Source organism: Myxococcales bacterium (assembly GCA_016717005.1).
Classification (GTDB): Bacteria; Myxococcota_A; Polyangia; order Haliangiales; family Haliangiaceae; genus UBA2376.
In genome coordinates, this window is sequence record JADJUF010000010.1 from 82997 (window position 1) to 101424 (window position 18428).

An 18428-nucleotide genomic window follows, 5' to 3' on the forward strand; every position below is an offset into this window, starting at 1 on the left:
GCGGCCGTGGGGGTAGACTGCGCGGCCCGTGACCGCCGTCCTCACCGTCCAGGATCTGCACAAGCGCTTCGGCGATCGCCGGGTGCTGGCCGGCGCGTCGTTCGTCGTCGACGAGCGCGATCGGATCGGGCTGATCGGCGCGAACGGCGCCGGCAAGTCGACCCTGCTCAAGATGATCGTGGCCGGGGCCGCCGGCGGCGGGGTGACCGCGCGCGACGCCGCCGAGCGCGACGCGATCACGCCCGACAGCGGCGTCATCACCTGGCGGCGCGACCTGACGCTCGAGTACGTGCCGCAGGAGCCGATCCTCGATCCCGAGGCGACCGTCGGCGCGACCCTGGCCCGGCCCGGGGTCGAGCTGCACCAGGTGCGCACGGTCGCGGCCGCGCTCGATCTGCCGCCCGAGGACGCGGTGCTCGGTCGGCTCTCGGGCGGCGAGCTGCGGCGCGTCGCCCTGGCCCGGGCGCTGCTCGGCACGCCCGACGTGCTCGCGCTCGACGAGCCCACCAACCACCTCGACGCCGACACCGTCGCCTGGCTCGAGGATCGCCTCGGCAGCTTCCCGGGCGCGGTCATCGTCGTCACGCACGATCGCTACTTCCTCGATCGGGTCGCGACGCGGATCCTCGAGGTCGATCGCGGCCAGGTGTTCGGCTACGACGGCGACTACACCTACTTCCTCGAGAAGCAGGCCGAGCGCCTGTCGATCGAGTCGACCCACGAGCACGAGCGCGCGATGTTCGTGCGGCGCGAGCTCGACTGGATCCGGCGGGCGCCGCCGGCGCGCACGGTCAAGTCCAAGGCCCGGGTCGATCGCTTCGACGCCGCGGTCGAGCGGGCGCCCGGCGTCGACGAGCGGCCGCCGCGCCGGATGGCGCTGACGCTGCCGGCCGGCCCGCGCCTGGGCTCGACCATCCTCGAGACCCGCGCCCTGACCAAGCGGATCGGCGACCGCACGCTGTTCTCGGACCTGACGATGACGATGAAGCCGCGCGATCGGATCGGCATCGTCGGCAAGAACGGCGCCGGCAAGACCACGCTCATCCGTACGCTCCTGGGTGAGCTGCCGCCCGACGGCGGCACCGTCACGCTCGGCGTCAACACCCGGCCGGCCTACCTCGAGCAGGCCCGGACCGACCTCGACGACGATCGCACGGTCATCGAGGAGGTCGCCGGCGGCTACGATCACGTCGAGCTCGAGAGCGGCCGCACCCACGTGCGCACGTTCCTGCGCCAGCTCGGCTTCGCCGACGCCACCGCCGACGCCAAGGTCGGCAAGCTGTCGGGCGGCGAGCGCAACCGGGTCATGCTCGCGCGCCTGCTGCGCCGCGGCGGCAACCTGCTGGTGCTCGACGAGCCCACCAACGACCTCGACCTGATCACGCTGGCCACGCTCGAGGACGGCCTGCTCGACTTCCCGGGCTGCGCGCTGATCGTCAGCCACGATCGGTGGTTCCTCGACCGGGTCGCGACCGGCATCCTGGCGTTCGACGAGTTCGGCGTGACGTTCTACGAGGGCACCTACTCGAGCTACGAGGCCAAGCGCCTGGCCCGCCGGGCCGAGGCCAAGCGCCCGGCGCCGGCGGCGGCCAAGGTCGCGGCGACGTCCAAGGCCGAGCGCCCGCGCAAGCGCACGTTCAAGGAGCAGCAGGAGCTGACCGCGATGGAGGCCACGATCCTCACCGCCGAGGCCCGGGTCGGCGAGCTCGAGGCGGCGCTGTCGGATCCGGCGCTGTTCCGGGACCGGCCGCTCGAGGTGGCCGGCCTCAACGCCGCGCTCGAGGCGGCCCGGGCCGAGGTCGAGCGCCTGTACGCGCGCTGGGCCGAGCTCGACGCGATCCCGCCAGCCTGACCGCCGGCTGCGGTACTGTGGCGCGCAGATGATCCGTCGCCCGGCAGCGATCCTCGCGCTCCTCACCGGGCTCAACTTCCTCAACTACCTCGACCGCATCCTGGTCGCGGCGGTGCTGCCGAAGCTGTCGGCCGACCTGGGCCTGTCGGACTTCCAGGCCGGCCTGACCGCGACGGTGTTCCTGCTGGGCTACTTCGTCACGGCGCCGCTGTTCAGCGCGCTGGCCGCGCGCTACTCGCGGCGGTCGCTGATCGCGTTCGGCGTGGCGGCGTGGAGCGTCGCGACCGCGACCTCGGGCCTGGCCGGCGATCTCACGAGCCTGCTGATCGCGCGGGCCGTGGTCGGCATCGGCGAGGCCAGCTACGCGACCCTGGCGCCGACGATCATCGACGACATCACCCCGGCCGACCGCAAGGGCAAGGCGCTGGCGATCTTCTACCTGGCCACGCCGATCGGCTCGGCCGTCGGCATGGTGCTGGGCGCGCAGATCGCCGCGCACTGGGGCTGGCGCACCGCGTTCTTCGTCGGCGGCGGCCCCGGCCTCTTGCTCGCCGCGACCTGCCTGCTGATCGCCGAGCCGGCCCGTCGGACCGAGGTCGCGCGGCCGAGCATCCTCGGCAACGCCCGGACGCTGTGGCGCATCCCGCTGTACCGCCGCGCGGTCGCCGGCTACATCGCTCACACCGCCGCGGTCGGCGCGTTCGCGCACTGGGGCCCGACGTTCCTGGTCCGCCGCTACCACCTCGACCTGGCCAAGGCCGGCACCTGGCTGGGCGCGGTCATCGTCGTCGCCGGGGCGATCGGCACGATCATCGGTGGCCGCTGGGTCGATCAGGCGCTGCGGCGCTACCCGTCGGCCGGCGATCACGATCACGCCAGCACGCGCGCGGGCACCAACGCGCTCCTGCGCATCTGCGCCATCGGCGTGGCGGTGGCGGCGCCGTTCACCGCGATGGCGTTCCTGTCGCCGTCGGCGGCGCTGTTCTTCGTGCTGGTCTTCGTCGTCAACGTCGGCATCTTCCTGTCGACCTCGCCGGTCAACGCCGTGCTCCTGCGCACGGTTCCGCCCGAGCTGCGCGCGGCGTCGATGGCCTTCGGCATCTTCGCGATCCACATCTTCGGCGACCTCGGCTCGCCGCCGGCGGTCGGGCTCTTGCTCGACCACATCGACATCGTCGCGGCCATGCTGACCTTGCCGGTGGTGATCGGCCTGGCGGCGGCGCTGTGGTGGCCGCGGGCGCGCGAGGCCACGGGCGATCCCTGAAGGGCGCCGCCGCCTTGCGCTGGCGGCGCGGACCGTCTACGCCTCGGGCCATGCCCAACCGCCTCGCCGGCGAGTCGTCGCCCTACCTGCTCCAGCACCGGGACAACCCGGTCGACTGGTACCCGTGGGGCGCCGAGGCGTTCGTCACCGCCGCGCGCCTCGACAAGCCAGTGTTCGTCTCGATCGGCTACGCCGCCTGCCACTGGTGCCACGTCATGGCCCACGAGAGCTTCGAGGATCCGGCGATCGCGGCCTTGATGAACGAGCTCTACGTCAACATCAAGGTCGATCGCGAGGAGCGGCCCGACGTCGACACGCTCTACATGAACGCGATCCAGGTGCTGGGCGAGGGCGGCGGCTGGCCGCTGTCGGCGTTCTGTCTGCCCGACGGGCGGCCGTTCTTCCTCGGCACGTACTTCCCGTCGCAGGACCGCTACAACCGGCCCAGCTTCAGCAAGGTGCTGCGGGCCATGGCCCAGGCCTACCGCGAGGAGCGGCCCAAGGTCATGGAGAACGTCGAGGGGCTGGTCGAGGGCCTGGTCCAGGTCGATCGCCACTACCGCGGCCAGCCGGTCGCCGGCGGCAGCGCCAGCGCGTCGCTCCTGGTCGCGGCCGGGCGGCAGATCGTGGCGCGGTGCGACCTCGAGCACGGCGGCCTGGCGGGCGCGCCCAAGTTCCCGTCGAGCTCGGCCCACGAGCTCCTGGCCCGGGTGGCCCGGCTGGGCTTCGGCGCCCCGGCCCAGGACGCGTTCGTCCGGTGGGCGGACAAGATGGCCGAGGGCGGCCTCTACGATCACCTCGGCGGCGGGTTCGCGCGCTACTCGGTCGACGAGCGCTGGGCGGTGCCGCACTTCGAGAAGATGCTCTACGACAACGGCCAGCTGCTGGCGGTCTACGGCGACGCCTACGCGCTCACCCGCGGCCCGCGCTACGCCCAGATCATCGAGGAGACCGTCGGGTACCTGGCGCGCGAGCTGTCGGATCCGGCCGGCGGGCTGTACGCGTCGCAGGACGCCGACAGCGAGGGCGAGGAGGGCAAGTTCTACGTCTGGACGCCCACCCAGGTGCGCGACGCGCTCGGCTTCGTCGACGCGCTCCAGCTCTGCAAGGCCTACGGCGTGACCACCGCCGGCAACTTCGAGCACGCGACCACCGTGCTGGCGCGGACCACGCCGCTCGGGGACCGCTCCGACGAGGCCCACCTCGCCGAGCTGCGCGCGCGGCTCCTGACCGCGCGCCAGGCCCGGGTGGCGCCGGCCACCGACGACAAGGTCCTGGCCGGCTGGAACGGCCTGGCCGTGACCGGGCTGGTGCGGGCGTGGAACGCGACCGGCCACGCGCCGGCGCTGGCGCTGGCCCGCCGGGTCGGCGACTTCTTGCTGGCGCGCATGATCGACGGCGATCGCCTGGCGCGCGTGTACAAGGCCGGCGCCACCAAGCTCGACGGCACGATCGAGGACTACGCGTTCGTCGCCGCCGCGCTGTTCGACCTGGGCGAGGCCACGCTCGAGGCCCGCTACTGGCAGGCCGGGGCGGCGCTGATCGGCGCGATCCGCGCGCGCTTCTACGACGACGCCGACGGCGGCGTCTTCTGCCTGACCGCGTCCGACGATCCCGAGCCGCTGATCCATCGGCCCGAGTCGCACCACGACGGCGCGATGCCGTCGGGCGCCGCGGTCGCGGTCGAGGGCCTGGTCCGGGTCGGCTACGTGCTCGACGACGCCGACGCGCTCGCGAGCGCCGAGCGCTACCTCGACCGGCGCCTGAGCTCGGGCGCGCTCGGGCCGCTCGGGGCGGCGCGGCTCCTGTCGGCGCTCGATCTGTTCCTGCACGCCCAGTGCGTGGTGGTGACCGAGGGCGCCGGCGGCGACGAGCTCCTGGCCGCGGCCCGAGCCGCGTACGCGCCGGCCCGGATCCTGGTCGGCCCGTGGGCCGCGCCCGCGGTGGTCGCGGGCAAGGCGCCGCTCGACGGTCGGGCCCAGGCCTACGTGTGCCGCGGCCCGGTGTGCGCCTTGCCGCTCACCGAACCCGCCGATCTCGCTCGGCTCCTGGCCGAGCCGCCGGCCGCGTGAACATCGGGGCGGCGACGTCGTCCAACCCCTATCCGGCGCAGGGCGCGCCGCCCGAGGTATCATCCCCTATGGTCCGACCCTCCTCCCGCTCGCTGGCCGTGCTCGCGGCCCTGGCGCTGTGCGCCGGCACCGCCGCCGCCGACGTCCCGGTCCCCGGCAACCCTTGGCCCTGGCCGACGCTCAAGTCCTGGCTCGAGGGCGCGCCGGTCAAGGCGGACACCGCCGGCAAGGTGGTCGTCCACTGGTTCTGCAAGCCCAAGGTCGAGGCCTGCAAGGACGACCTCGCGCGCATCTACAACATGCGCGAGACCGGCACGATGGTCTACGTGATCGCCTACATCGGCGGCACCGCGCGCGACGCCAAGAAGCTCGACCCGGTCCGGGGCGAGGTCGGCGCCGGCGCGGTCGCCTACGGCAAGCCCGTCATCAAGCTGCTGAAGGAGCTCGGGTTCGGCGCGATGCCGGTGTCGATCGTCGTCGGCACCGAGGGCAAGGTCCAGCTGGTCACGACCACCGCGGATCTCGATCAGCTCGACGCCCGCGACGCCAAGGTCGCCGCGCTGGTCAAGGGCATCCACGAGTTCGACACCACCCAGAGCGGGCCGACCGCGCCGATCAAGCCCGGCGACAAGTTCGACGTCGGGGTCGAGGTCAAGCTGGCGACCTGGCTCAACTGGAACAACATGGTGCCCGAGGTGTTCCTCACGACCCTGCCGCCCGACCTCACCTGCGACGCCAAGATGAAGCGCGGCGCCGACGTGACCGTCGACGGCAAGTTCCTCCGGGCGAAGTTCCAGTGCTCGTCGATGGTCAAGGGCGCCTACGAGCTGCGGGCCGCGCTGCGGTTCGGCTACGACGCGCCCAACAAGGCCACCGGCGTCGGCGAGGACAACGTCAGCTGGAAGTTCGTGATCAAGCCGTAGCGGTCGCACCGGCCACGCCGCCCCGCGCGACCGGCTCGACGCCGCTGGCCGCGCACCTCCGGGGGCGCGCCTCGACGCTCCGTGTCCCGACGGCGGATCACGATCAGCTGCATCGGCGGCTGCCCCGCGACGGCGACGTTCCGCTGCTCGGCGCCCGGCATCGGCGCATCGGCGGTCTTGACCGGGACCGCGTCGGCGTACTTCGCCAGCGTCGACGTCAGCGTCGGCCACTGGCCGGTGACGGTGGCGGCGATCTGCGCGCAGCCGGGCACCGCGCGACAGCGCCGCGCAGGCCTCGGCGTTGGGAACACGTCGGCCGGCGCCGGAGCTGACGACGACCGACCGGTTCGCCGAGCTGGTCCGGCGGCGCCCGCGCGGTCAGCGCAGCTTCGCGACCTTGACCCGGGACCACAGCGGGCGGTGATCGGCGGCGAGGTGGCCTGACTCGCTCAGACGATCGAGCAGCTCGTAGGCGGCGGCGACGTCCTCCTCGGCGTTGTCGCGCGGCGACGGGCTCGCCGCGGCGCCCAGCGCGCGGACGGCGCGGGCGCGCAGGAACCGGGCCTCGGCCACGAGCATGATCCACACCGCCGACTCGGGCGACGCCGCGATCGCGACCAGGCCCTGGACCACCGCGCGATCGGCGTCGGCCAGCGACGCGGCGGCCTTGCCGCGGGCGAGCCCGAGGTCGCCGCGCACGATCAGCGCGCCGACCAGGTTCTCCTTCCACTCGAGGTTGACCTCGTCGTCGGCCACGAGCTTGTCGGCCAGGCCGATCGCGCGATCGATCGCGGTCGCGGCCTCGGCGCCGCGCCCGGCGCGGGCGTGGATCCGCGCGATCAGCACCTCGGCCTGGGCCAGCTCGTTTGCGGACCCCGGCCTGGTCGGGGCTGCCGGCGAGGAGCGTGGCCCGGGCGTCCCGGGCGGCGACCGCGGCGGTCAGCGCCGCCTCGAACTCGTTGGCCGCCAGAGCTGGGCGTAGGAGATCTTGGCGTCGCTCCACGCGACCAGGCGCTGCCACAGCGGGTTGGTGGGGTCCTTCGCGAGGATCTGCGTGCGGATCGCGCGCGCGGTGCCGTAGCCGTCGAGCGCACCGCGCACGTCGCCGCGCCACAGGCGCGCGTCGGCCAGCCGGAAGTGGATGCGCGACACGTCGATCTGCCAGCTGGCGTTGGTGGGATCCTTCGCGACCAGGATCGAGTGGTTGGCGAGCGCCTGCTCGAGGAGCTGGGTGGCGTTGCGGGCGTCGCCCTTGTCGACGAGCGCCAGGCCCCAGCTCGACAGCGCCAGGCCCCGCTCGCGCCGCCACGCGGCGTTGCCGGGATCGCGGCGCAGCAGGCCGTCGAGCGTCGCCACCGCCTTGCTGTAGGTGGCCTCGGCCGAGGTGATCTCGCCCAGCTCCTTCTGCAGGTCGGCGACCTGCATGCGGGCCTTGACCAGATCGAGCTGCCGGCTCGAGTTCTCGGGCTCGGCCGACGCGACCTCGGCGCGCAAGCTCTCGCACGCGCGGTACTCGGCCAGCGCGCCGGCCGAGTCGCCGCGGGCCTGGAGCGTCGACGCGATCTTGAGGTGGCTGGTGGCCAGGTCGCCGCGCGCGGCCACGTCGCCGATCCCGGCGCTGACCGCGGCGTCGACCACGCGCTGCCGGGCCGTCATCGCCGCCTGGTACTCGCCGAACGCGACGTCGATCTGGCCCTGGTTGCGGACCACGTCGCCGATCAGATCGCGGGCGACGGCGCTGCCCAGGAGCGCGGCGCGATCGTCGGGGCGGCTGAGCAGGATGTCCTCGTAGTGACCGAGCGCGCTGCGGTAGGTCTCGACCTCGCCGACGAACTGGCCGCGCGCGTGCAGCACCCGGCCGACCTCGACCAGCATCTCGCCCAGGATGCGTCGCCGATCGAGCGTGCGCGGGTGCGCGGCGCGCGCGCCAGCAGGCCCTCGAGCTGGGTCCGGCCCTCGCTCAGGGTCACGGCCGCCGAGTCGAGATCGCCGCGCTCCTCCTCGGCCTGGCCCAGCGTGTACAGGGCGATCGCCAGCCGCTCGCGATCGTCGTCGGTGATGCCGGTGGGGCTGCGCGCCAGCTGCTGGTAGTAGTCGCGGACCTGCGCGCCGATGCCGGCCAGCAGATCCTTGCGGCCGATCGCGCCGAGCCGGTTGCGCATGTCGCTGATCAGGTAGTCGACGACGCCCTCGGCCGCGGCCCGGCGCTGATCGGCGAGCTGCCGCTGGGCCTCGGCCCGATCGCGCTCGACCACGATCCGCCGCAGCGCCAGCGTGCCGAGCGCGACGAACGCGACGAACGCGACCGCGGCGATCGCGACCGCGGCCCGGTGCCGGCGCACGAACCGCGCGACCCGCTCGCGCAGCGAGTAGCGGTGCGCGGCCACCAGCTTGCCGGTCTGGAACCGGCGCAGCTCCTCGGCCAGCGCCTGCGCGGTCGGGTAGCGATCGCCGGGCTCGTGGGCCATCGCGCGGGCGATGATCGCGATCAGATCGGCCGGCGCGTCGGGCGCCCGGGTCGCGAGCGGCTCGACCTTGCCCTCGATCGCCGCGGCGATCACGTCGGTGGCGGTCTTGGCGGCGTAGGGCGGGGCCCCGGCCAGCAGGTGGTAGAGCATCGCGCCGAGGCTGAAGACGTCGGCGCGCTCGTCGACGACCTCGCCCCGGGCCTGCTCGGGCGGCATGTAGGCCGGCGTCCCCATCACCGCGCCGGCCACCGTCAGGGCCGGCTCGTCGGACGTGGTCGGGCTGCGCGGGCGCGGCTGGTCGCGCTCGGTGCGCGTCCCCGGCAGCGAGTCGGTCGAGTCGTCGTCGAGATCCTTGGCCAGGCCCCAGTCGATGACGACGATCTCGCCGAAGTCGCCCACCAGCACGTTGGCCGGCTTGAGGTCGCGGTGGACCATCCGCTTGGAGTGGGCGTAGGCGATCGCGTCGACCGCGGCGGTGATCGTCGCGAGCAGCGCCAGGCGCTGCTCCAGGGTCCGGGCCTCGGCGATCGCGCGATCGAGCGGGCGCCCGCTGACCAGCTTCATCGCGTAGAACGGCTCGCCGGACGGCCAGCGCCCGGCCTGGTAGACCGGCACGATCGCCGGGTGCTGGAGGCGGGCGGTGATCAGCGCCTCGCGCCGGAACCGCGCGGCGTGCTCGGGATCGGCGTGGAGCAGCTCCTTGAGCGCCACCGGCCGCCCGAGGATGCGATCGTGGGCGGCGATGATGCGGCCCATGCCGCCGCGGGCGACCTCGCGCTCGGACACGTACTGCCCGGGGTCGGTGATCGGCAGGTCGTCCATGGCGATCGTCGCGTCGGCGCGCGGATCGCCGCCCCCGGCGATCGTGTCCTGGTACGACTCGACGCCCAGCGAGCGCCGGGCCGTGGGCGGACCGCCGTCGACGCTCGGCACCGGCGGGCGCTGGCTGGTGACCGGCGCGATCGTGGGTGCGAACGCTTCTGGATCGCTGGGCGGCGGATCGCCGGCGCTCATCTGCTAGCAATGTAGCGCCGATGTCGCCTCCACTCCACGTCGTGCGGGCCGGGACCGCGGGCCCCGCGCTCGTCCTCGTCCACGGCAGCGCCACCGACGCCGCCACCTGGACCATCCAGCTGGCGTCGTCCCTGACCAGCCGCTACCGCGTGATCGCGTACGATCGCCGGGGCGCCGGGCGCTCGGCCAACCGGCCGGGCGTGGCCTGGCACTCGATCGACGACCACGCCGCCGACCTGGCCGAGCTGATCGCCGCCGCGGGGCCGCCGGCGCTGGTGGCGGGCTCGAGCTGCGGCGCGGCGGTGGCGCTCGAGCTGTGTCGCCGGTCGCCGGCGCTGGTGCGCGGCGCGATCTTGATCGAGCCGCCGCTGGCCCCCGACGACGCCACGCCGTCGGTGCCGCCCGGCTTCCTGGTCGCGCTCGACGACCTGGCCGCGACCGGCGGGCCCGAGGCCGCGGCCGAGCGCTTCTTGATCACCGTGCTGGGCGAGGCGGCGTGGGCGCGGCTGCCGCGCCTGTTCCGCGCGCGCACCCGGCGCGAGTGGCCGCAGATCCGCGGCGACTGCTACGCGCTCGACGCCTACCGGGTCCGCTACGCCGAGCTGGGCGCGGTCGACGTGCCGGTGCGCCTGCTCGGCGGCGATCGCTCGGCCGCGTACTTCCGGCCGACGCTCACGGCGCTGGCCGCGGCCCTGCCGCGGGCCTCCCTCGCGATCATCGCCGGCGCTGGTCACATGCTCCACGCCGAGGCGCCGCGGGCGTTCGCCGAGCACGTCGACGCGCTCGCGGCCGCGACCGGGTGATCAGCGCGCGGCGGCGTCGGCGGGTCGCCGCCGCCAGCCCGACCGCGAGCAGCGCCAGCGCCGCGGGATCGCCGCCGCCGACCGAGCACGCGACGTTGGTCTGGGTCGCGGTCAGCGTGCGGCGCACCTCGAGCACGCCGTCGCCGGTGCTGGTCTCGCTGCCGTCGCTCGCGACCACGCCGACCGCGAAGAACAGATCCTCGTCGGACGGGGGCGTGAACACGACCGTCAGCGCGTGGGCGCCGCAGTTGCGCACGCCGATGACCCGGCGGGTGCCGAGATCGACCTGGTAGGCCGCGCTCGGCCCGGTCGGGTTGCCGTCGCAGCGCATCTCGGGCGTCTGGTCGACGATGTTCAGGAGCTCGACGGCCGGGTGCGCGCCGTCGGCGTCGATCAGCTCGAGCGTCAGCGCGTACGGGCGGCCGTCGTCGGGCCAGGTCAGCGTCGCCTCGTAGCGCTTGCCGGCGTCGATGCGGTCGGGCAGGCCAGCGATCTTGACCTCGGGCGTGTCGCCGCCGCCGTGGCAGACGCTGCACGACAGCCCGTCGGGCGGCGCGCCGGTGAAGTAGCGACCGCCGCCGCCGCCGTCGATGGCCGGCTCGGCGTAGCGCTCGGGCTCGGAGAAGCCGAGCGCCGCCGTCGGCGCCACCGCCAGCCCCAGCGCGATCAGCGCGGCGCGGCTCATGGCTGCCCCGCCAGGGCCCACTGCGCCAGCACGATGAAGCGCGGGTCGTCCTTCGACGGGAAGATCGCGTTGCCCCACGGGTCGGTGCCGCGGTGACGGACGCCGCCGTCGGCCTCGGCCAGCGGCTTGCGCAAGAGCGGCGCGCGCTTGATCCCCGCGGGGCTCATCAGCATCGAACGGGTCCGGGTGTAGGTGACGGCCAGCTCCTCGGCGGTGACCGGCGCGTCGAGGTCGGTGTCCTCGCGCAGCCGGGCGCGACCGGGGCCGAACACGACGAGGAACCGGTCGGGGTTGCCGTGGCAGGCGGTGAACGCGCAGTCGCGCAGCAGGATCGGGTAGACCGCGTCCTTGAACACCACCGGGTCGGCGTCGGGCACGACGACCTCATCGTCGGGGACGCTGCACCCGAGCGCGGCGGTGGCCAGCGCGAGCAGCGCCAGCGCGGGCCAGGTGGAGATCGAGATCGAGCGCGGCGCCATCGCGGGGCGGATGATGCGCTCGTCGGCGCGCGCGCGCATCGACTTCGTGTGCACGGGCGCGGCGATCGTGTAGGCTCCGCGCGTGCTTGCGCCTCGCCATGCTCGTGATCGTGCTCACAACCGGGTGCCTGCGGGTCAAGCCGCACGAGCGCCAGACGCTCGCCCGGCCCGACATGGTGATCGGCAGCGACGCCGAGCTGCGCACCGGCGAGTCGCACGCGCGCTCGTACCGCGAGGGCTCGAGCGGCGGCGGCGAGGCCAAGGCCGGCGGCTGCGGCTGCAACTGAGCTTCAGAGGGCCTGTCGCCAGGCCCTCCCCCGTCGGGGGCAAGCCCCGACAGGGCCCCTATTCTGCCGACGGCAGTGATCTCGTCGCGTTAGCTGATCGCGGCCTGGCCGTGCGGCCACTTTCGGCCACTCGACGCTGGAACCGCGCTCGATCGGCCGCTCGTTCGCGCGCTCGACTGGTCGCTCGACTCGGCCGCTAGTTCGGCGGCGGAGCCGCGTCGCCGGCCTGCACGGCGCGCGGCGGGCGCCGAGTCGACGGCACGGGCGGGGGCTGGTCGAGGAGCATGACGGCGTCGCGGCGGGTCTCGGGCTGGAGGTGAGCGTAGCGGAGGGTCAGCTCCATCTTCGAGTGGCCGAGGAGGTCCATGATCGCCTTGGGGCTCACGCCGCGCATCATGAGGTGGGAGGCGAAGGTGTGGCGGAAGCGGTGCCAGTTGATGCGCGGGCGGCCGGCGTGGTCGCAGATCATGTTGAGCGCCTTGACGGCGGTGCCGTGGTGGATGTGCGAGCCGCGCCGGCCGCAGAACACGAGCGGGCCGCGGGTGTGGCGGATGGCGGTGAGCGCGGCGATGGCGTCGTTGGAGAGCGGCACAACGCGGCCCTTGCCGCTCTTGGGCGGGCCGGTCACGCCGTCGACGAAGTTCTCCTCGACCTGGAGCTTGCCGCCGTCGAGATCGACGTCCTGCCAGCGGAGCCCGGCGAGCTCGCCGTAGCGGAGGCCGGTGCGGACAGCGACGATGATCATGGCCTTCCAGGGATCGAGGGGCTCGGCGACGGCGATGAGCTGCGCGGTCTCCTCGAAGGTGAGGAACTGGGGCCGCCCGCGCGAGACCTTCTGGGTGGGCCAGCGCGGGAGCTTGGCGAGCACGTCGGACTTGTGCGCGTAGCCGAGCAGCGAGCGGAACTCGGTCATGATGCGGTAGACGGTGCTGGGCAGCTTGCCCTCCTCGTTGAGCATGTGCAGGCGCCAAGCCTCGACGAGCGGGAACGTGATCTGGTCGAGGCGAAGCTTGCCGAAGCGCGGGAGGACCTGGAGGCGGAGCGTGGTCACCTTGTGCCGGTAGGTAATGGGGCGGTTGTCGGCCTTGGCCTGGGCGAGCCAGGTCCGGGCGAACTCCTCGACGGTCGGCACCGGCGGGGCGGTCGGGACCGTGGCCATCCCCGCGGTGCTCGGCGCGGCGGCCTCCCCGCGGGCGCGGGCGATCGCGAGGCGCTCGGCCTCAGCAGCACCCTCGGCGGTGTTCTTCTGGCCGTAGTCCTCGGGGACGCCCGAGAGGCGCACGGACTGGCCGTTGACGGTGATCTGCTTGCGGAAGAACCAGCGCTTGGTGCGGGGATCCTTGCGGGCGGACATGGGAGCTTTCTCGTCGGGGCGCGGGGCGGCGCCGCCGGACGTCGCGCGAGCGCGCGGTGAAGGTGGTGGGAGCGAGCCAGGCGGCTCGGTGCTCGGTGCGGGTCAGAACGGGACGGCGGCGGTGTCGTCGGGGGCCGCGGCGCCGGCCGCGTACCAGGCGGCAGCGGCCTCGTCGTCGGCGGTGCGGGCCTGGCCGACGATGTTGTCGCGCGGGCTCAGGCGACGGATCAGGCGCTGCTCCATCTCGAGCGCGTGGCGCGCGGGCGTGACGAGCACGGCGGCGTCGACGGTGGCGCGCTCGTAGGTGAGGCCGGGGTCGTGCTGGTCGGTGTACTGGCCGCGCCAGTGATCCTTGGCGCGGTGCCAGGTCTGGAAGTGTCGGGTCAGGGTGTCGTAGAGCCGATCGCCGCTGCTCTGCCCGACGTAGACGAGCGGCATCGAGCCGTCGGCCTGGCGCTCGCGGATCACGTAGACGCCGGAGCGCCCACGCAGATCCTGGACCCAGGCCGGATACGGCTCGCCGCGGGCGCCGACGGGTCGGAACGTGAGGCGACCGTTGCGCACGCGATCCGGGTCGCTGGCGGCCTGCACGTCGAGCAGGCGGTGGGCCAGCGCGGGCAGCTGATGGACCCAGAACCCCTCGTTGTCGGTGTACTCGTCGGTGTCGTCGCCGAGGTGCAGGAGCGTCTCGACGGCGTCGAGGATGCTGCGCCAGAAGTCCCAGACGCCGACGGCGTGGTTCCAGCCGAGCGCAGCGACATCGCGATGCAGCGCGAGCGAGACGAAGTTGGCGACGTACCGGACGTCGGCGTGCGTGGTCGCGGGGAACGCGGAGACCGCGGCACCGGGCGGCGACCGATCCGAGTGCGGACCGACGGTGGCCACGAGCCGGCGGCGGGTGGCGAAGCGGTTGCGGAGCTGCGCGATCACCGCGGACGGGTCGGGCATCAGCGACGGGCCGGTCCACGGGCCGCCGTTGCGGGGCTCGGCGTCGTCGAGCTCAACGGAAGCTTCCAGGCGCTGGAGACGCGCCACGCCCACCGCCCGCACGGGGACGTAGGGGCTCCCGGCGAGGATGCGCGCGTCGCGCCAGAGGTAGTGACGCAGGATGCCACCGCGGCGGAGGCCCTCGCGCACGCCGCCATCGGTGAGGTACGCGCGATCGTGGAGTTGCTCGCCGTCGGTCCAGACGATCACGTACTCGAGACGGCTGTAAGGCTTGCCCGCCGGCGCGGCCTCGGCCGTGTACGCGCGCGCTAGCGCGGCATCGGCGTCGGCGAGCGTGCGATAGAGCCCCGCCAGCATCGCCGGGTTCTCGCAGTCGACGACGTGCACGCGCGCCAGGTGCAGCGTGCGGGTCACGACGGGCCTCGGGCGTCGTGCGCCCGGGTGAGCGCGCGCGCGATCGTGCGCGCCAGATGCGGCGCCTGCTGGCCCCAGAACCCCGGGTTGTCGGGATAGGCCGCGTCGGCGTCGGCGCCCTGGTGGTGGCGGATGTGCTCGACCGCCCGCGCCCAGCGATCCCAGAGCGCCCCCTGCGGCCGGCCGGTCAGGTCGCGGAGCGGTGCGAGGTCGTGCGCGAGCGCCAGCGACAGCCAGTTGGCCGCCAGGGTGACGTCGCGGTTGGTCGTGACCGGGATCCGGTGGCCGGCCGCGGTCGCCAGCGGCCGGGCCGTTGCGAAGTGGGCCTCGAGCGCGGCCAGGGTCGCGAGCGGATCCGGCAAGAGCGACACGCCAGGGATCGCGGTCGTGGTGCCGACCGCCAGGAGCGCCGCGTCGGTGACCTGGAGCTCGTCGGCGTTGCGGTGTACTGACCGCGCTGGCGCGGCCGCCAGCGGCGGCTCGGCCTCGAGGCGCCGCAGCAGGTCGGCGCCCCAGGCGGCGCGCGCGAGACGCTCCTCGGGCGACCAGGCGGTCCAGGTGGCGGCCTGGTCGCGCAGCCAGGTCGCGACCTGCTGGAGGTGCTGGCGCAGGATGCCGCCGTTGCCGGGCGCGGTGCCGAGGTCGACACGGCGCACATCGGCGCGCCCCTCGTGCGCCGCGCCGTCGGTCCAGACGACGACGAACGCGGTCTTGTCGTAGCCGCCTCCCTCCGGCGGCGGCGCGTGCGCGAACGCGGCGGCGAGCGCGCGATCGGCGGCGGCGAGGGAGCGGTAGGTCCGCGGGCGCACGCGCGCGTTCTCGGACCAGGTGATCTCGACGCGCGCCAGCGGCGGCGGCGACGCGACGCTGTTCCGGACCGCGTGCTCGGCGGGGAGGTGCGCGCGCAGCGCGGCGCCGGTCGCCTGGAGGCTGGCGGAGCGGGTCGGACGGGACAGCGTGCGCGCGGCGTGGTGGAGGTGCACCACGAGGAAGCCGGGCCGCGCGATGTCGGAACGGCGCAGCTCGACCATGCCGGCGAAGCGCCAGCCGTCGGGCCAGGTGAGCTGGTAGCGCACGAAGTGCTCGGTGCGGGGCTCGCGCTCGGGGACCTGCGCCCACGCCGCGGCGATCGCGCGCTCGGCGTCGCCGAGTGACGCGAAGGTCTGCGCCGCGAGCGCTGGCAGGTCCGACGCGGTGATCTCGACGGTGGTCGCGGGGGTCATCGGGTCCCCCCGGCCAGCCAGGCGGCGATCTGCGCGCGCGACAGGATGATCCGCCGACCGAGCCGGCCGCACGGGATCTCGCGGCGGCGCGCGGCCTGGTAGACGGTCTTGCGATCGACGCCGAGCCAGGCGGCGACCTCGTCCACGGTGCAGATGTCGGACGGCGGCGCGACCGCCGCGCCGTCGGTGGTGATGGGACCGGCGCCGATCACACGGCCTCCGGGTGCAGGCGCTCGAAGGTCGCCCAGTCGGACCGCCAGGGGCAGTAGTGCTCGAAGACCTCGCGCGGGTGCGCCAGCGCGGTGGTGAGGCTGGCCTCGATGTCCCAGGTGCGGTGATCGAGGACCGTGCCGGCGATCAGCGCCTGGGCGTCGCTGTCGACGTTGCGCATCAGGTCGCGCAGGTCGCCGACGGCGACGCGCCACTTCTCCCAGATGACCGCGGCGTCGTACGGATCGATCGTCGGCAGGTCGTTGCGGAGCGCGAAGGTCACGAAGTTGGCGATGACCTTGACGTCCGCGATGGTGAGGCGCGGACGCTCGTGACCGGGCGGGACCTTGGAATCCACGGGGCCGCGCGCGGTGAGGAACTGCTGGCGCAGCGAGGCGACCGCGGCGCGCGGATCGGGCAGCAACGTCGCGTCGAGCTGACCGGGCAGCGTGATCGCGACCGACCGACCAGGCACCGACAGCGCGGGGACGCCACGACCCGCGTATGGGCGGGGACTCACGGGACCCTCGGGGGGAGGACCCCGTGCGCCGCCGCGCGGGCGTGCAGGAGGAGCTTGGACATGGGGACTCGTGGGGGAATGGGGTGAGGCGCGCGGGGCGCGCGGATCAGGTGGACGCGGCGCAGGGCGGCGACATCGACGACGGCCACGCCATCGCGACGTCGCGCACGCGCACGCGGGTCCGGAACAGAGGGACGCCGCCGACGACCTCGGCCGCGAACGCGCCATCCGCGTCGACGTCCCAGCGCACCAGCGGCAGCCCGGCGACCCGCGGGTCCTCGGGCAACTCGAGCCAGCGCGTCCGGGCGATGAACGTGGAGACTGCCGCCATCAGGGCGACCGCCTCGGCCGGGTTGCGCGACGTGCCGGTGAGCGTGAACGTCAGATCCACGCTGACCGGGCCGGGATGCAGGCGTCGGCGCTCGCCCTCATCGGTCAAGACGGTCTCCCGGATCGGTCGCTCGGTCGTCCCGACGCGGGCGAGGTCGAGCCGCGGCCCGGCCAGCGTCAGCGCGGGTCCGTCGGACAGCGGCACCATGCGGACGTTGTCGAGGTCCAGATCGGTCGTGAACGCGAACCGGGCCGCGGGCGCCGCGAAGGTGCGGAGTGCGCTGGCGACGGCGCGGGTGATCGCCGCGGTCCGCACCTCGGCGGGCGAGCCGGGCACCGCCGCCAGGACGCCGTCCCACTCGGCGCGCGCGCCGGCGACTACGGTGCCGCCGGGCGTGAGGTTCATGACGGCGATGAGCGCGCGATCGATCAGACGCGGGAGCATCGGCACCCACAGCTCGGCAGCGCCGGGCGCGTCGGGGAGCCGGTGCATCGTGAACGTCAGCGCGCGGACGGTCTCGCCCTTGGTGCCCGTCGACGCGACCGGTCGATCGTTGATGGTCAGCGCGACGTTCGGCGCGGCGTTGCGCAGCTGGATGCGCACCAGGTCGAAGCCGAGCGTGGTGCCGCGCAGCGGCGCGACGTCGACGATCGCCGGGATCACGACACCCTCGGGATGGGCACGAGAGTCAGGCGGAACGGCTGGCCGACCGACGTCGCCAGTGCGGTCGCGGGCTCGCCCACGGCGTCGCGCAGCTTGGAGATCGCCAGGTCCAGGACCTGATCGGCGCTCATGCCGGCGAACGGGTTGGCGCTGACCGCGGGCACGATCGGCGGGATCGGCGGGATCGGCGGGCGATCGGGCGCGTCGGTGCTCGGCGGTCGACCGGGACGGGCGGAGTCGCCGCTCGTCGGGTGATCACGGGCGGCGTCGGTCGTCGCGTCCGGGGCGCGAGGCGGAGACGTGGACGCACCGGACACCGCGACGTCCGCGCGGGTCAGGGGCTTCGGCACCGGCGGAGACGCGGATGCACCGGACACCGCGACATCCGCGCGGGTCAGGGGCGTCGGCACCGTCGGAGCGTTCACGACGGCGTTCGGGCGCGCCGCCGGGCACGCCGCGTCGAGCGCGTCCGCGAGCGCGCGGCAGGCCACGGCACCGCGGCGCAGGTCGACGTCGCTGGCTCCGTCGCGAGCAGCGGCGGCGATGGCGGCGAGGATGGCGTCCATGGCGGCCTACTTCCGGCGGACAACGACCGCGACGATCGCCACCGCCAGGGCGGCACCAGCCAGGACCAAGGCGGCGAGGATCGGCGGGCGGACGCGCTGCGCGACCTTGGCGCCGATGTACCGCTCGGCGACCGCGCCGAGCCGACCGGCGTAGGCACGGGCCTGACCGGCGACCTGGCCGACGGTGGTGCGGACGCGGGCAGCGACGCGGCCGGCGTGGCCGCCGAGCTCGCGGACGTGGGCGCGCACGACGTCGCGCGCGTGCGCGGTGAACAGGTGGCTGGCCTTGAGCGTGGGGATCGTGGTGGCGGTGGACATGGGGCCTCGGGAGGTGGGTGCGGGATCGTGGGGA

Annotated in this window: 18 protein-coding genes; 6 read left to right on the forward strand and 12 right to left on the reverse strand. The window is 74.3% G+C overall.

The window, feature by feature from the left end; translation table 11 throughout:
- Nucleotides 1-28: 28 nt before the first annotated feature.
- The 4 genes from IPL61_12480 to IPL61_12495 all read left to right on the forward strand — a co-directional run bounded on the left by IPL61_12480 (nucleotide 29) and on the right by IPL61_12495 (nucleotide 6111).
- A complete protein-coding gene (locus IPL61_12480; GenBank protein ID MBK9032114.1) occupies nucleotides 29-1852 on the forward strand; it encodes an ATP-binding cassette domain-containing protein in 1824 nt (607 codons plus the stop codon).
- A gap of 28 nt (nucleotides 1853-1880) precedes the next feature.
- Nucleotides 1881-3116: an MFS transporter gene (locus IPL61_12485; protein MBK9032115.1), complete on the forward strand. Its 1236-nt coding sequence runs from the start codon at nucleotides 1881-1883 to the stop codon at nucleotides 3114-3116.
- A gap of 50 nt (nucleotides 3117-3166) precedes the next feature.
- Nucleotides 3167-5188: a thioredoxin domain-containing protein gene (locus IPL61_12490; GenBank protein MBK9032116.1), complete on the forward strand. Its 2022-nt coding sequence runs from the start codon at nucleotides 3167-3169 to the stop codon at nucleotides 5186-5188.
- Nucleotides 5189-5256: 68 nt separating this feature from the next.
- Nucleotides 5257-6111 carry a hypothetical protein gene (locus tag IPL61_12495; GenBank protein ID MBK9032117.1) on the forward strand — a complete coding sequence of 285 codons (855 nt, stop codon included), beginning with the start codon at nucleotides 5257-5259 and terminating at the stop codon, nucleotides 6109-6111.
- Nucleotides 6112-6489: 378 nt separating this feature from the next.
- Here IPL61_12495 and IPL61_12500 read toward each other — a convergent pair whose 3' ends face one another.
- The gene (locus IPL61_12500) at nucleotides 6490-6957 is read right to left on the reverse strand and encodes a hypothetical protein (GenBank protein ID MBK9032118.1); all 468 of its coding nucleotides are present in this window, start codon (nucleotides 6955-6957) and stop codon (nucleotides 6490-6492) included.
- Between the two features lie 872 nt (nucleotides 6958-7829).
- Nucleotides 7830-9593: a serine/threonine protein kinase gene (locus IPL61_12505; GenBank protein MBK9032119.1), complete on the reverse strand. Its 1764-nt coding sequence runs from the start codon at nucleotides 9591-9593 to the stop codon at nucleotides 7830-7832.
- A 20-nt stretch (nucleotides 9594-9613) separates the two neighbouring features.
- On the opposite strand from IPL61_12505, the gene IPL61_12510 reads away from it, so the two are divergent.
- Nucleotides 9614-10396 (forward strand): alpha/beta hydrolase, encoded by a 783-nt coding sequence (locus IPL61_12510; GenBank protein ID MBK9032120.1) that lies wholly within the window; start codon nucleotides 9614-9616, stop codon nucleotides 10394-10396.
- On the opposite strand, the gene IPL61_12515 is transcribed toward IPL61_12510, so the two are convergent.
- Both IPL61_12515 and IPL61_12520 read right to left on the reverse strand, forming a co-directional pair.
- Nucleotides 10308-11081 (reverse strand): MYXO-CTERM sorting domain-containing protein, encoded by a 774-nt coding sequence (locus IPL61_12515; GenBank protein MBK9032121.1) that lies wholly within the window; start codon nucleotides 11079-11081, stop codon nucleotides 10308-10310. The two genes, IPL61_12510 and IPL61_12515, sit on opposite strands and share 89 nt — an antisense overlap.
- Nucleotides 11078-11614 carry a hypothetical protein gene (locus tag IPL61_12520; protein ID MBK9032122.1) on the reverse strand — a complete coding sequence of 179 codons (537 nt, stop codon included), beginning with the start codon at nucleotides 11612-11614 and terminating at the stop codon, nucleotides 11078-11080. The genes IPL61_12515 and IPL61_12520 overlap by 4 nt, the downstream gene beginning before the upstream one ends.
- A gap of 56 nt (nucleotides 11615-11670) precedes the next feature.
- Here IPL61_12520 and IPL61_12525 point away from each other — a divergent pair, with 56 nt between their 5' ends.
- On the forward strand, nucleotides 11671-11847 hold the full coding sequence (locus tag IPL61_12525) for a DUF4266 domain-containing protein (GenBank protein MBK9032123.1): 177 nt from the start codon (nucleotides 11671-11673) through the stop codon (nucleotides 11845-11847).
- Nucleotides 11848-12043: 196 nt separating this feature from the next.
- Here the strand turns inward: IPL61_12525 and IPL61_12530 are convergent, their stop codons facing one another.
- The 8 genes from IPL61_12530 to IPL61_12565 form a co-directional block, all read right to left on the reverse strand.
- A complete protein-coding gene (locus IPL61_12530; protein MBK9032124.1) occupies nucleotides 12044-13201 on the reverse strand; it encodes a site-specific integrase in 1158 nt (385 codons plus the stop codon).
- A gap of 102 nt (nucleotides 13202-13303) precedes the next feature.
- Nucleotides 13304-14563 (reverse strand): hypothetical protein, encoded by a 1260-nt coding sequence (locus IPL61_12535; protein MBK9032125.1) that lies wholly within the window; start codon nucleotides 14561-14563, stop codon nucleotides 13304-13306.
- Nucleotides 14560-15786: a hypothetical protein gene (locus IPL61_12540; protein ID MBK9032126.1), complete on the reverse strand. Its 1227-nt coding sequence runs from the start codon at nucleotides 15784-15786 to the stop codon at nucleotides 14560-14562. The genes IPL61_12535 and IPL61_12540 overlap by 4 nt, the downstream gene beginning before the upstream one ends.
- Nucleotides 15783-15998 (reverse strand): helix-turn-helix domain-containing protein, encoded by a 216-nt coding sequence (locus IPL61_12545; protein MBK9032127.1) that lies wholly within the window; start codon nucleotides 15996-15998, stop codon nucleotides 15783-15785. The genes IPL61_12540 and IPL61_12545 overlap by 4 nt, the downstream gene beginning before the upstream one ends.
- The gene (locus IPL61_12550; GenBank protein MBK9032128.1) at nucleotides 15995-16516 is read right to left on the reverse strand and encodes a hypothetical protein; all 522 of its coding nucleotides are present in this window, start codon (nucleotides 16514-16516) and stop codon (nucleotides 15995-15997) included. The genes IPL61_12545 and IPL61_12550 overlap by 4 nt, the downstream gene beginning before the upstream one ends.
- A 106-nt stretch (nucleotides 16517-16622) precedes the next feature.
- A complete protein-coding gene (locus IPL61_12555; protein ID MBK9032129.1) occupies nucleotides 16623-17510 on the reverse strand; it encodes a hypothetical protein in 888 nt (295 codons plus the stop codon).
- A complete protein-coding gene (locus tag IPL61_12560; protein MBK9032130.1) occupies nucleotides 17507-18076 on the reverse strand; it encodes a hypothetical protein in 570 nt (189 codons plus the stop codon). Before IPL61_12560 ends, IPL61_12555 begins: the two co-directional genes overlap by 4 nt.
- A 6-nt stretch (nucleotides 18077-18082) precedes the next feature.
- Nucleotides 18083-18394 (reverse strand): hypothetical protein, encoded by a 312-nt coding sequence (locus tag IPL61_12565; GenBank protein ID MBK9032131.1) that lies wholly within the window; start codon nucleotides 18392-18394, stop codon nucleotides 18083-18085.
- Nucleotides 18395-18428 lie beyond the last annotated feature (34 nt).